The organism is Flavobacterium terrigena, from assembly GCF_900108955.1.
Classification (GTDB): Bacteria; Bacteroidota; Bacteroidia; order Flavobacteriales; family Flavobacteriaceae; genus Flavobacterium; species Flavobacterium terrigena.
The window spans coordinates 628,918-642,519 of sequence record NZ_FNYA01000002.1 but is presented as its reverse complement, the minus strand read 5'-3'; the positions used below and the strand labels follow the sequence as shown (position 1 = coordinate 642,519).

The 13,602-nt window shown below is 31.6% G+C and carries 13 protein-coding genes; all 13 read left to right on the top strand.

Annotation, left to right across the window (positions count from 1 at the left end):
• Window positions 1-3: 3 nt before the first annotated feature.
• Window positions 4-531, top strand: coding sequence for an ATP synthase F1 subunit delta (atpH, locus tag BMX42_RS06240; RefSeq protein ID WP_091310582.1), 528 nt, complete (start codon window positions 4-6; stop codon window positions 529-531).
• Between the two features lie 25 nt (window positions 532-556).
• Window positions 557-2,131 (top strand): F0F1 ATP synthase subunit alpha, encoded by a 1,575-nt coding sequence (gene atpA, locus BMX42_RS06235; protein WP_091310579.1) that lies wholly within the window; start codon window positions 557-559, stop codon window positions 2,129-2,131.
• A 78-nt stretch (window positions 2,132-2,209) separates the two neighbouring features.
• Window positions 2,210-3,067, top strand: coding sequence for an ATP synthase F1 subunit gamma (atpG, locus tag BMX42_RS06230; protein ID WP_091310576.1), 858 nt, complete (start codon window positions 2,210-2,212; stop codon window positions 3,065-3,067).
• Window positions 3,068-3,171: 104 nt separating this feature from the next.
• On the top strand, window positions 3,172-5,517 hold the full coding sequence (locus tag BMX42_RS06225) for a S9 family peptidase (protein WP_091310573.1): 2,346 nt from the start codon (window positions 3,172-3,174) through the stop codon (window positions 5,515-5,517).
• Window positions 5,517-5,942: a GNAT family N-acetyltransferase gene (locus BMX42_RS06220; RefSeq protein WP_091310569.1), complete on the top strand. Its 426-nt coding sequence runs from the start codon at window positions 5,517-5,519 to the stop codon at window positions 5,940-5,942. Before BMX42_RS06225 ends, BMX42_RS06220 begins: the two co-directional genes overlap by 1 nt.
• A 2-nt stretch (window positions 5,943-5,944) precedes the next feature.
• On the top strand, window positions 5,945-6,388 hold the full coding sequence (locus BMX42_RS06215) for a hypothetical protein (protein WP_091310566.1): 444 nt from the start codon (window positions 5,945-5,947) through the stop codon (window positions 6,386-6,388).
• 30 nt (window positions 6,389-6,418) lie between these two features.
• Window positions 6,419-7,918 carry a lipopolysaccharide biosynthesis protein gene (locus BMX42_RS06210; RefSeq protein ID WP_091310561.1) on the top strand — a complete coding sequence of 500 codons (1,500 nt, stop codon included), beginning with the start codon at window positions 6,419-6,421 and terminating at the stop codon, window positions 7,916-7,918.
• Window positions 7,919-8,005: 87 nt separating this feature from the next.
• Entirely contained in the window at window positions 8,006-8,440 is a 435-nt protein-coding gene (gene dut / locus BMX42_RS06205; RefSeq protein WP_091310557.1) for a dUTP diphosphatase, read from the top strand.
• A 120-nt stretch (window positions 8,441-8,560) separates the two neighbouring features.
• Window positions 8,561-8,923: a four helix bundle protein gene (locus BMX42_RS06200; protein ID WP_091310554.1), complete on the top strand. Its 363-nt coding sequence runs from the start codon at window positions 8,561-8,563 to the stop codon at window positions 8,921-8,923.
• Between the two features lie 119 nt (window positions 8,924-9,042).
• On the top strand, window positions 9,043-10,053 hold the full coding sequence (locus BMX42_RS06195; protein WP_091310550.1) for a sugar phosphate nucleotidyltransferase: 1,011 nt from the start codon (window positions 9,043-9,045) through the stop codon (window positions 10,051-10,053).
• Between the two features lie 147 nt (window positions 10,054-10,200).
• Entirely contained in the window at window positions 10,201-11,514 is a 1,314-nt protein-coding gene (locus BMX42_RS06190; RefSeq protein WP_091310546.1) for a tetratricopeptide repeat protein, read from the top strand.
• A 1-nt stretch (window position 11,515) separates the two neighbouring features.
• Window positions 11,516-12,295 carry a lipoprotein insertase outer membrane protein LolB1 gene (locus BMX42_RS06185; protein WP_177169130.1) on the top strand — a complete coding sequence of 260 codons (780 nt, stop codon included), beginning with the start codon at window positions 11,516-11,518 and terminating at the stop codon, window positions 12,293-12,295.
• Between the two features lie 22 nt (window positions 12,296-12,317).
• Window positions 12,318-13,583 (top strand): murein hydrolase activator EnvC family protein, encoded by a 1,266-nt coding sequence (locus tag BMX42_RS06180; protein WP_091310536.1) that lies wholly within the window; start codon window positions 12,318-12,320, stop codon window positions 13,581-13,583.
• Window positions 13,584-13,602: the final 19 nt, after the last annotated feature.

Sequence of the window (13,602 nt, the reverse complement as noted above, 5' to 3'; positions counted from 1 at the left end):
GTTATGTCAAGAGCTGCGATTAGATACGCAAAAGCAATTTTAGATATCGCTACAGAAAGTAATAATACTACTGCTGTAAATAACGATATGAAAACTATTGTTTCAGCAATTAAAGAAAGTGAAGAGTTAAATGACTTTTTATCTAACCCAATTGTTAATGGTGTGGTAAAAATGAGTGCGTTAAGCGAAATTTTCCCATCTTTGCAAGCTGAAACTAAAGGTTTGTTTCAATTGTTATTAGCAAATAAAAGATTTGAAATTTTGTCTGCTATTGCAACACAATTCAATAAGTTATTCGATATAGCAAGTGGTATTGAGCAAGCGGTTGTTACAACGGCTGTTCCATTAACTGCTGAGTTGGAAGTCTTAGTTAAAAATAAATTGAAAGAGTTTTCTTCAAACACAATTTCGATTACTAACGTAGTTGATGCTTCAATTATTGGAGGTTTTGTTTTAAGAATCGGAGATAAACAATACAATGCATCTGTTGCAAATAAATTACAACAGTTAAAAAGAGAATTTACATATTAAATAAATACCATTAAATATATATAAAATGGCAGAAATTAAACCAGCTGAAATTTCAGCAATATTAAAGAAACAATTATCAGATTTTCAATCTGGTGCTACGTTAGAAGAAGTAGGTACTGTACTACAAGTTGGTGATGGTATTGCTCGTGTATATGGTTTATCAAATGCTCAGTACGGTGAGTTAGTTCAATTCGACAACGGATTAGAAGCTATCGTATTGAACTTAGAAGAAGACAATGTTGGGGTTGTATTATTAGGACCATCAACAGGAATTAAAGAAGGTTCTAATGTAAAAAGAACTAACAGAATTGCTTCTTTAAAAGTTGGTGAACAAATGGTTGGTCGTGTAGTTAATACACTTGGTGAACCAATTGATGGTAAAGGACCAATCGGTGGTGAATTATATGAAATGCCTTTAGAGCGTAAAGCTCCTGGAGTTATTTTCCGTCAACCAGTAACAGAACCATTACAAACTGGTATCAAAGCTATCGATGCGATGATTCCTGTTGGTCGTGGACAACGTGAGTTAGTTATTGGTGACCGTCAAACTGGTAAATCATCAGTTTGTTTAGATACCATCTTAAATCAAAAAGAATTTTACGATGCTGGACAACCAGTATTCTGTATATATGTTGCAATTGGACAAAAAGCTTCAACTGTAGCAAGTATTGCAAAAACATTAGAAGAAAAAGGTGCGATGGCTTATACAGTTATTGTTGCTGCAAATGCTTCTGACCCAGCTCCAATGCAAGTATATGCTCCTATGGCAGGTGCTGCAATTGGTGAGTATTTCCGTGATTCAGGTCGTCCTGCTTTAATTATTTATGACGATTTATCTAAGCAAGCAGTTGCTTACCGTGAAGTATCTTTATTATTAAGAAGACCTCCAGGTCGTGAGGCTTATCCAGGAGACGTTTTCTACTTACACTCTCGTTTATTAGAAAGAGCTTGTAAAGTTATTAACGATGATAATATCGCTAAAGACATGAATGATTTACCAGATTCATTAAAAGGAATCGTTAAAGGTGGTGGTTCATTAACAGCTTTACCAATTATCGAAACGCAAGCGGGTGACGTTTCTGCATATATCCCAACAAACGTAATTTCGATTACTGACGGACAGATTTTCTTAGATGGAGATTTATTCAACTCTGGAGTTCGTCCTGCAATTAACGTAGGTATTTCTGTATCTCGTGTTGGAGGTAATGCACAAATTAAATCAATGAAAAAAGTATCTGGTACTTTAAAATTAGACCAAGCACAATTCCGTGAATTAGAAGCTTTCGCGAAATTTGGATCTGACTTAGATGCAGTTACTTTAAATGTAATTGAAAAAGGTAAACGTAACGTGGAAATCTTAAAACAAGGTTTAAATGATCCGTTTGCTGTTGAAAATCAAGTAGCAATTATTTATGCTGGAACTAAAAACTTATTAAGAAATGTTCCTGTTAATAAAGTAAAAGAATTCGAAAAAGATTACATTCAATTCTTAACTTTAAAACATAGAGATGTTTTAGATGCATTAAAAGCTGGTAAATTTGATGATAACATCACAAATGTATTAGAAGCTGCTGCAAAAGAAATTTCTGCAAAATACTAATTAATTTTCGATTAGCCAATGTGTCTATTATTCAATTAATTGGCACATTGATAATTGTCAAATTGACACATTAATAAAATGGCAAACTTAAAAGAAATACGTAATAGAATTGTATCTGTATCGTCAACGATGCAAATCACTTCTGCTATGAAAATGGTTTCGGCTGCTAAATTAAAAAAAGCACAAGACGCTATTACTGCAATGCGACCTTATTCTGAAAAATTAACGGAGTTAATTCAAAGTTTAAGTGCTTCTTTAGAAGGTGATGTTGCTGCTAATTATACGACTCAAAGAGAAGTAAAAAAAGTTTTAGTAGTTGCTATTACATCAAACAGAGGTTTGTGTGGTGCTTTAAATTCTAATGTATTAAAACAAGTTAAAATTTTAACTGAAAAATACGGTCACGATAATGTTGGTATTTTTGCCATTGGTAAAAAAGCAAATGATGGTTTACACAAAACAAACTATGTAATTGCTAACAGAAGTGATATTTTCGACAATTTAACTTTTGATAATACAGCTGAAATTGCACAATCATTAACACATTTGTTTTTAGATGGTGAGTATGATAAAGTAGAATTAGTGTACAATCAGTTTGTAAATGCAGCTACTCAAATAGTTGTAAACGAACAGTTTTTACCATTAGCACCAATTAAAGGTGGTAATGCTATTTCATCTGATTACATTTTCGAACCATCAAAAGAAGAAATTGTATTAGAATTAATACCAAAATCGTTAAAAACTCAATTGTACAAAGCGGTAAGAGATTCTTTCGCTGCGGAACACGGTGCGCGTATGACTGCAATGCATAAAGCAACAGACAACGCAACTGATTTAAGAAACCAATTGAAATTAACATACAACAAAGCACGTCAAGCTGCAATTACTGGTGAGATTTTAGAGATCGTTGGTGGAGCAGAGGCTTTGAATAACTAAAACACGAATTCTTAAACGAATTATAAGTTAATTTTTATATAATACTTAAAGTCCCAATTTATTGGGACTTTTTTATTTTATATATTTGTGTAAACCAATTTTACATGAAAAACATTTTTACTTCAATTCTTTTTATATTTTCTTCAACTTTATTTTCTCAAAATCTTCAATTAGAAGAAATTATGAAAGGGAATGAATTTATTGGGCAACAACCTTCCAATCAACGTTGGTCGGTAGATGGGAAAACCATTTATTTCGATTGGAATCCAAAAAATGAAATTGGCGATAAAACCTATTATTGGCAACAAGGTTTTTCAGTGCCTAAAATATTACCACAATCAGAATTTAATTTTTCAGATATTCAATTTCAAGGTCAAGAAAAATTTGATGTAATTTATTATACGAATCAAGGCGCTTTGTTTTCGTACAATAAAAAGACTAAAGAAAATAAAATAATTTATCAAACGACTTCAAATATCAATTCGATTCAGAGAAGTGTGAATCCTAATATCATTTATTTTCAACAGAATAGAAATGTTTTTCAATTGAATGTAGTGAATTTTCAATTGTTACAACTGACAAATTTCAAAAGTGGTTCGGCATCTTCAGATAATAATAAAGACAATTTTTTAACCACACAACAAAAGGAATTGTTCCAATTTGTGAATGAAGAAAATGCCAAAACTAAATGGTACGAAAAACAATCGGAAGAAGCAGAATTAAAATTTCCTTCAGAGATTTTTTATAATTCGAATACTTTAGAAGCTGTAAAAATCAATCCAAATGGAAAATTCGTAACCTACAGATTATCGGAATATCCAACTTCAAAAGAAACTAAAGTTGAAAATTTCATTACTTCTGATGGTTTTACAAAAAATAAACCAGCTCGTGAAAAGGTTTCAATAAATAATATTAGTAAACACAAAATGTTTGTTTATAATATTGAGAAAGATACCGTTTTTCAAATTTCATTTTCAAAATTAACAGGAATTAAAACCTTTCCAAAATATTATCAAGAATACGAAAATTTAAAGAATTTAGAACCTGTTGAAAAAGCAATTACCATGCAAGCGCCAGTTTATAATGCCACTGGAACTTTGGCTGTTTTCGAAGCAAGAAGTTTGGATAATAAAGACCGTTGGATTGTTCAATTAAATTTGGAAACGGCTGTAATTACAGAATTGGATTATCAACATGATGAAGCTTGGATTGGTGGTCCTGGAATTCCAGGTTATAATTTTGGTGGGGGAACATTAGGTTTTTTAGCGGATAATAAAACCATATATTTCCAATCGGAAGCTACAGGATTTTCTCATTTGTATACGTTCAATTTAGAAACAAAAAAGAAAACCCAACTAACAAATGGGAAATGGGAAGTTCGTGATGTGGTTTTATCAAAATTGAGTAATTCATTTTACCTTACAACTACAGAAACGCATCCTGGAAATCGTTCGTTTTATAAATTAGATATCAATTCAGGTAAAAAAACTCCAATTCTCACAAATGATGGTGCCTATGAAATTGAATTATCTCCAGATGAAACCAAATTAGCGTTACGCTATTCCTACATCAACAAACCTTGGGAAGTGTATGTTGCTGATAACAAATTGAATCCAACTTTAAAACAAATTACATTTTCTACTTCAGATGCATTCAAAAAATACAATTGGAAAACACCAGAAGTTATTTCGTTTAAAGCAAAAGATGGAACAGATGTTTTTGCTAGAGTTTACAATCCGAAAAGTGAAAATAAAAATAAAGCAGCTATAATTTTCGTTCATGGCGCAGGATATTTACAAAATGCACACAAATATTGGAGCACGTATCACAGAGAATATATGTTTCATAACATGTTAACCGATTTAGGTTATACGGTTTTAGATATTGATTACCGAGCAAGTGATGGTTACGGACGCGATTATCGTACCGGAATTTACCGTCATATGGGCGGTTTAGATTTACAAGATCAATTAGATGGGAAAAAATATTTAGTAGAAAAATTAGGTATCGACGCGAATAAAGTCGGAATTTACGGTGGTTCGTATGGTGGATTTATCACTTTGATGGCTTTATTAACTCAACCTGGCGAATTTAAAGCTGGTGCAGCTTTGCGTTCGGTTACCGATTGGGCACATTACAATCAAGGTTACACGGCAAATATTTTAAATTTCCCTGAAACAGATGTGGAAGCATACAGAAAAAGTTCTCCTATTTATTTTGCGAATAATTTACAAGACAAATTGCTAATGCTTCACGGAATGGTTGATGATAACGTACAGTTTCAAGATATTGTTCGTATGACACAACGTTTTATCGAATTAGGAAAAAAAGATTGGGATTTAGCCGTTTTTCCCGTAGAAGCACACGGATTTCAAAAGTCGTATTCTTGGACAGATGAATACAGAAGAATTTTAGAATTATTTAATGAAACTTTATTAGGTAAAAAGTAATGGAAACTCGCATTTTAACTCAAAAAGAAGGGATGTTACAACAGTTGGAAATTTTGCAACAGTTGTATCCTGATTATACGATTGAAAAATACGGCACGCTTTTAGACGATATTCTAAAAGGGAATTACCAACAAATAATTGTCACAGAAAATAATAAAACAATTGCCTTAACTGGCGTTTGGATTGGTACGAAATTATGGTGTGGAAAATATGTTGAAATTGATAATTTTGTAGTTCACGAAGCTTTTAGAGGTCGAAAAATTGGCGATATTCTAATTGAAGAAGTCAATAAATTAGCGAAAGAAATAGGAGCAAATCAAATTTGTTTAGATGCTTACACGACTAATTTTACAGCAGGTAAATTTTATGTCAATCACGGATTTGTGCCAAAAGGATTTCATTTTGTCAAATTTTTAAATCATTAAGTATGAAGATTTTTGCATTAATTATAGTAGCGTTTTTCAATCTGAATTCATGTTCATCTGAAAAAGTAAGTCAAGAAGGAAAACAATATATTGAAAAAGTAACCTTTCAAAATTGGGTTGGCGGTATGAAAGGCGCTGGTGGCGGAACCAATTTAAATATTACTTTACTAAAAAATTTACCATCAAATATGGAATTGGTTAAAATTCAATTTCAAGATAGAGAAGGAAAAATAGTTAAATCGGATAATTTATCTTATCAAGCAGCTATAAAAACATTTGACAATAGGGAAGAAACTGTTCCAACTCCAACAATTAAAACAGGTTTAAAATCCAATCAAGCTAAAGTTTTTTTTAAAATTGACGGTAAAGAAAGTTTTATAATTTTAGAGGATGTAAAAGAATTACCAATGTTAGCTTATCCAACTGTAAAACCAAGAAATAATTAACTATTTTTGTTCTAACAAAAAAAATAAAAGTTGAGTTCAAACAGAAGCCTTTTCAAACAAACCCTTATTTATGGGATTGCTACCGTATTACCTCGTGTAATTAGTTTTTTATTGGTGGGTTTACACACCGATTTAATGCCAAAAGTAGCTTATGGTGAAATTACTATTCTATTAGCATATATGATATTTTTTAATGTCATTTTATCTTACGGAATGGAAACGGCTTTTTTTAGGTTTTATCATAAAGAAGGTACAAGCGATATCGAACTGGCCAAGCAAAATAAAAAAGAAGTGGTTAGTACGGCTACTGTTTCCATTTTTTGGAGTACGATTTTGTTCTTGTGTATTGCACTTTTATTTCAAAAAACACTGGCAGGATTATTAAATGTAAATAAAGAATATGTAAACTATGCCATTTGGATTTTAGCTTTTGATGCCTTAGTAATAATTCCTTTTTCGAAACTTCGTGCAGATCAAAGACCAATTAGATATTCGGTTTATAAAATTTCAAATGTCATTATTAACATGTTACTTAACGTATTTTTATTGGCAATTTTACCAAAACTAGCACACAATAATCCACAAGGATTTTGGAGTACTTTTTACTTTGAAGACTACCAAATTGGTTATGTTTTCTTAGCGAATTTAATTGCGAGTTTGTTCACGTTTTTATTATTTATGCCACATTATTTTCAACCGAATTGGATGTTCAATAAGGTGCTTTGGAAACAAATGCTTAAATATGGCTGGCCAATATTATTCGCAGGTTTAGCCTTCGGAATTAATGAACATTTAGATAAAATTTTATTGTCAGAATGGTTAGATCCAGCGACAGCAAAAGCAGCGGTTGGAGCTTACTCAGCATGTTATAAAATCGGTTTGTTTATGGTTTTATTTCGTACTGCTTACACGTTGGGAATTGAGCCGTTTTTCTTCAGTCAAGCTGGAAATGCAAATGCACCGCAAACTTATGCGACTGTTACTAAATATTTTGTGATTTTAGGTTCGCTAATTTTATTAGTTGTAGTTGTGTTTGCTGATGTTGTGAAATATTTTTTAGTAAGGCAACCAGAATATTGGGAAGCCATGAATATTGTACCGTTAATCATCATTGCTAATTTCTTTTTAGGGATTTATACGAGTTTGTCCGTTTGGTATAAGTTAATTGATAAAACGATAATCGGAGCCTATATTTCAGCAATTGGAGCGATAATTACACTAAGTTTAAATTATGTTTTAATTGTAATGTTTAACATGAGCTATTTAGGATCGGCTATTGCAACTATTTGTGCTTATGGAAGTATGATGGTTATTTCGTATTATTTAGGAAGAGAAAAATATCCAATTCCTTTCGAAATGAAAAAGATTTTAACCTATCTTTTTGCTTCAATTGCATTAGCTTGTATTTCTTTTTATGTTGATATTTTAAGAGAAACTTTCGTTTTCGGAATACTTGCAATCATTGGGTTTAGTTATTATATTTACAAAAACGAAAAAGAAGTCATTTTAAGAATAATTAAACGAAAATAAACGGCTTTGTGGTCTTAAATAAGTAAACAAAATATTGCGAACTTTGCGAAAAACCTTCGCGACTTCGCGGTTAAAAAAACATAAATAATGCAAATAAAAATTATCAATAAATCACAACATCCATTACCTAATTATGAAACCAATGCTTCAGCTGGAATGGATTTACGTGCGAATTTAACCGAATCAATTACACTAAAACCATTAGAAAGAACGTTAGTGAAAACTGGACTTTTTATTGAATTACCTATTGGATTCGAAGCACAAGTTCGTCCAAGAAGTGGTTTGGCATTCAAAAAAGGGATCACTGTTTTAAATTCTCCAGGAACGGTTGATGCCGATTATCGTGGCGAAATTGGTGTGATTTTAGTGAATTTATCCAATGAAGATTTCGTAATTGAAAACGGAGAAAGAATTGCCCAACTAATCATCGCCAAACACGAACGTGCAGAATGGCAAGAAACTATCGAATTAACTGAAACTTCTCGTGGTGAAGGCGGATTTGGTAGTACTGGCGTTAAGTAAAACTTCAATATTCAAAATTTCAAGTTGGATATTCCAAGTTGAAAAAATATTGAATATTCAATTATGATTAACGAATTTTGAAATATTGTAAAGGGACAAAACCATAATTATATATAAGCCATGAAAAAATTTGATTTACATGAAAGACTAATTGATTTTGCAGTAGAAATAATTAACATAACTGATAATGTAAAAACATCAAAAGCAGGCAATCATTTATCAGGACAACTAGTTCGATCTGGAACAGCACCGTCATTAAATTACAGTGAAGCACAAAGCGCAGAATCTAGAAATGATTTTATTCATAAAATGTCAATTGTTCTGAAAGAATTAAGAGAAACATATTCTAACTTAAAAATAATATTTAGAGCAAAATTATATTTAGGAAAAGAGGTTGAAATGAATTCAGTAATAAAAGAAAATGATGAATTGATATCAATTTTTGTTAAAAGTATAGAAACATCAAGAAGTAAAAACAAATAAAAATGAATGTTGATATTTAGTAAGTTTCAAAACTTCAACATTCAAAATACCAAGTTGAATATTCCAAGTTAAAAATATTGAATATTCAATTATGATTAACGAATTTAGAAATAAAAAACATGAAAATAATCGTACCAATGGCTGGTCGTGGTTCACGTCTTCGCCCACATACTTTAACTATTCCAAAACCATTAATTCCAATTGCGGGAAAACCAATCGTACACCGTTTGGTAGAAGATATTGCCAAAGTTATCAATCAACCTATTGATGAAGTGGCTTTTATCATTCACGAAAGTTTTGGTGAAACAGTAGAAAAAGATTTAATTGCAATTGCGAATAAAATTGGCGCAAAAGGAACTATTTATTATCAAAACGAAGCTTTAGGAACGGGTCACGCGATTATGTGTGCGAAAAATTCTTTAAGCGGACCAGCAGTTATTGCTTATGCCGATACGTTAATTCGTGCCGATTTTGAATTAGATGCGACTGCCGATTCTGTAATTTGGGTAAAACAAGTAGATCAGCCAGAAGCTTTTGGGGTTATCAACTTAAATGAAGCTAACGAAATTGTAGAATTAGTTGAAAAACCAAAAGAGTTTGTATCTGATTTAGCCGTAATCGGAATTTACTATTTCAAAGATATTGCAGTTTTAAAAGATGAATTACAAGCCGTTTTAGATAACAACATCATTCACGGTGGCGAATACCAAATTAACGATGGTATCAAGCAAATGATGGCTAAAGGAATGAAATTCGTTCCAGGAAAAGTAGATGAATGGATGGATTGCGGAAACAAAGATGTAACCGTTGATACCAACAACAGAATGTTAGGATTTTTACATAATGATGGGGAACATTTAGTTGATTATGATGTGAAACTAGAAAATTCTACGATTATTCCACCTTGTTACATTGGAGAAGATGTAGTTTTGATCAATGCAACAGTTGGTCCAAATGTTTCTCTAGGAAAAGGTTGTCATATTGTAGATAGTACAATCAAAAATAGTTTGATTCAAACACACGCACATATTAAAAATGCCAATTTAGATAACGCCATGATTGGAAATCACGTGAACTATAATGGCGATTTCACTAGCGTAAGTTTAGGTGACTATTCAACAATGGAATAATTTTTGATACTTGTCATTGCGAGGAACGAGCACATGAACGTAGCGAACTGACGCAAGCAATAGCATAATCAAAATAAAAAATAAAATCCAATAAATCAGCGTTGCGAAGCATCAGTTAAATCTGCGTGCCAATAACACAAATAACAAATGAAAAAAATAATAGCTTTTCTTTTCCTTTTTCAACTTTCTTTCGGACAAGTAAATCCAGAAGAAGTAGAAACTGCGAGCAATGAATTTGAGAATAATTTTTATGAAGCTTTAAAACAAAAAGCCATTGAAAATTATGACAAAGCTATTGTTTCATTGGAAAAATGCTTGCAAAAAGAACCGAATAATCCAGAAGTTCATTTTCAAATGGGCGTCAATTACCTGGCTTTAAAAAGTTATGCAGATGCTGAAAGTGCGTTTCAAAAAGCAGTGGATTTAGAACCAAAACAACGTTGGTATTGGAACGGTTTATATGACGTATATTATCAAACCAAAGATTTTAATAAATCAATTCCAATTGTGGAGAAATTAGTGACTTTCGATGCGAATATGAAAGAAGATTTAGTTTCGTTATATATGACCACGCAACAATTTGATAAAGCGAAAACAGTAATTGACGATATTGAAAGCAAAGGAACATTAACCAAAGCCATGGAAACGTACCGAATGCAAATTCAAAGTATGCAAAATGGTGTAAAACCAAAGGTTGCCGATTTAGAAGCTGCGATAAAAAACAATCCCAAATCGGAACAAAATTATATCGATTTGATTTATGTTTATTCCACAGCTAATCAAGAAGAAAAAGCATTTGAAACGGCTTTGTTGTTAGAAAAAGAAATTCCAAATTCCGATTTAGCTCACGTGAGTTTAGTGAAATTTTACATCAACGCTAACGATATTCCTAAAGCGACAGAATCATATAAAAGAGTTGTCAAGAGCAGTAAAATCGACTTTAAAATCAAACATCGAGTTTTAAACGAATATTTGATTTTTGCTACCAAAAATCCGCAATTAATGACAGAAATAGACAATACCTTAACCTATTTTGATAACAATGCAGGAATGGATGTCAATAAAGAATTAGGAAAGTTTTTTTATAATCAAAACAATTTCGAATTAGCACAAAAATATATCGAAAAATCAAATGCAAACGATGTAGATGTGGTCGATTTACAACTAAATATTTACGATTTCAATAAGCAATTTGAAAAAATGGCCAAAAAATCAGAAGAATTTATCGACTTATTTCCAACCAAAGCCAATTTGTATTATTATGCAGGAAAAGGAAATAATAATTTAAAAAACTTTAAAAAAGCAAAAGACTTTTTAGAAATGGGAATCGAGTACGTAATTGACGATCCCAAATTAGAATCCGGATTTTGCAAACAATTTATAATTTGTGCCGACGGATTATCGGACGCAAAAATGAAACAAACCTATCAAAAAAGATTAGATGGAATATCTAAAAAATAATATGAAAAAATACATCACATATACTTTAATTTTATTCGTAATCGTTTCGTGTAAAACTAAAAAAACAGTTGCGGAACAAACAGTTTCTCAAGAAGCTGTTGTAGATAATAAAGCCAAAGAAGTCATTCAAAAACATTATCTAAATGGTTTGAATTTTAATACTGCTTCTATTCGTTCTTCTGCGGACTACTCAGACAAAAAACAATCTCTTTCTATTGGCGCTGATATTAGAATTAAAAAAGATGAAATCATTTGGATTAACCTTAAGTTTCTCGGAATCCCGATGGCAAAAGCTCTAATTACGCCAACTCGTGTGAGTTATTATGAAAAAACAAACAACACTTATTTTGACGGAGATTATTCTATTTTAACTAAAATGTTGGGAACCGATTTAGATTTTCAGAAAGTGCAAAATTTATTATTAGGAAGACCAATTGACAATTTAACTAAAGAAGATTTTATTGCAGAAGTTGCCGATAATTTATTTCAATTGAAATCAAAAAGGAAAACAGATGTCGAAAAATTATTCAGTTTTGAAACCGCAAATTATTTATTAAAGAAACAATTTATCAATCAAATTTCTAAAAACAGAAACGTAATGGTAAATTATCCATCTTTTTTCAATCAAGAAAACATGTTCTTGCCAACTGGCGTTTCTATTTTAGCCAATCAGCAAGATCAAGTGAAAATTGACATAGAATATAAAAAAATTACGTTTAATGAGTCATTATCGTATCCTTATTCTATCCCAGATGGTTATTCTCAAATAAAAATAGATTAATTTCGCAAAAAAAAATTCTAGCATGAACAAATTTCTTTTAACCCTATTCGTTGTATTTTTTACCTTATCCGTTTCTGCGCAAATTGATGAGAAAGAAAGGCTAGAACAAAGAAAAGAACAATTACAGAGACAATTGTCTGAAGCCAAATCCAAACTTCAAAACGAAAAGAAAAAGGAAAAATCAGTTTTAAAAGAAATTGCTGGACAAGAAGAGCAAATTAAAATTTCTGAAAAAATCATTTCTACCATTGCCAAGCAAGCTCGAATTTTAGATGACAATATTTATTTAACACAATTAGAAATTAATAAGTTAAATAGAGATTTGAAAATCATGAAAGAAGATTATGCAAAAATGATTGTAAAGTCTTATAAGAGCCGTTCAGAGCAAAGTCGTATTATGTTTGTCTTGTCTTCAAATAGTTTTTTACAAGCCTACAAACGTGTGCAATACATGAAGCAATACGCAGGTTACAGAAAACGTCAAGCGGAAGAAATTAAAATCAAACAAACCCGATTAGGCGTTGCAGTTGCTAGTTTGCAAACTAATAAGAAAGAAAAAGAAGTGGTGATTGTTGAAAAAACAAAAATCAAAGCGGAACATGAAAAACTAAAACAAGAGAAAGAAAAAACCGCTAAACTGATCCAAAAAGACAAGAAAAAAATTGCAGCAGAAATTGCTAAAATGGATAAAGAGCGTAGAGCTATCGATAAGAAAATCAAAAAAATGATTAACGATGCGATTGCTGCAGAAAACAAGAAAAGAAAAGCAGAACAATTGGCAGCAGCTAAAAAATCAGGTTCAACAGTTCCAGTGAAAACAACGCCAGTTTCATCAACAAAAATTGAACTAACACCAGAAGGAAAATTAACTTCTGATAGTTTCAAAGCCAATAAAGGAGAATTGCCTTGGCCAACTGAAAAAGGATATATTTCAACTGGATATGGAGATCAACCACATCCAGATTATAAAAATATCGTCATTCACAACAGTGGAATCGACATAACAACCGATTCTGGTTCTTCTGCAAGAGCCGTTTTTGCGGGTGAAGTTTCTGGTGTGCAAGTGTCTCAAACTACAAATACCTATACTGTGCTAGTACGTCACGGAGATTTCTTCACGGCTTATAGTAATTTAAGTAACGTTTCAGTTTCAGTTGGAAATAAAGTTTCTGCGAAACAAACTTTAGGTAAAATTAAAACCAATGCGAAAGGAAATTCGGTATTAAAATTTGTAATCAATCAAAATACTACTGTTCTTAATCCGAAAAGCTGGTTAAAACCTCGATAATTTTTTTGAAGCAGAACGC

Coding starts and splice junctions, on each gene's coding strand:
- BMX42_RS06185 (WP_177169130.1), top strand. CDS start 11,516: ATGAAAAAATACATCACATATACTTTAATTTTATTCGTAATCGTTTCG.
- BMX42_RS06190 (WP_091310546.1), top strand. CDS start 10,201: ATGAAAAAAATAATAGCTTTTCTTTTCCTTTTTCAACTTTCTTTCGGA.
- atpG (WP_091310576.1), top strand. CDS start 2,210: ATGGCAAACTTAAAAGAAATACGTAATAGAATTGTATCTGTATCGTCA.
- BMX42_RS06220 (WP_091310569.1), top strand. CDS start 5,517: ATGGAAACTCGCATTTTAACTCAAAAAGAAGGGATGTTACAACAGTTG.
- BMX42_RS06225 (WP_091310573.1), top strand. CDS start 3,172: ATGAAAAACATTTTTACTTCAATTCTTTTTATATTTTCTTCAACTTTA.
- BMX42_RS06215 (WP_091310566.1), top strand. CDS start 5,945: ATGAAGATTTTTGCATTAATTATAGTAGCGTTTTTCAATCTGAATTCA.
- atpA (WP_091310579.1), top strand. CDS start 557: ATGGCAGAAATTAAACCAGCTGAAATTTCAGCAATATTAAAGAAACAA.
- atpH (WP_091310582.1), top strand. CDS start 4: ATGTCAAGAGCTGCGATTAGATACGCAAAAGCAATTTTAGATATCGCT.
- BMX42_RS06180 (WP_091310536.1), top strand. CDS start 12,318: ATGAACAAATTTCTTTTAACCCTATTCGTTGTATTTTTTACCTTATCC.
- BMX42_RS06200 (WP_091310554.1), top strand. CDS start 8,561: ATGAAAAAATTTGATTTACATGAAAGACTAATTGATTTTGCAGTAGAA.
- dut (WP_091310557.1), top strand. CDS start 8,006: ATGCAAATAAAAATTATCAATAAATCACAACATCCATTACCTAATTAT.
- BMX42_RS06195 (WP_091310550.1), top strand. CDS start 9,043: ATGAAAATAATCGTACCAATGGCTGGTCGTGGTTCACGTCTTCGCCCA.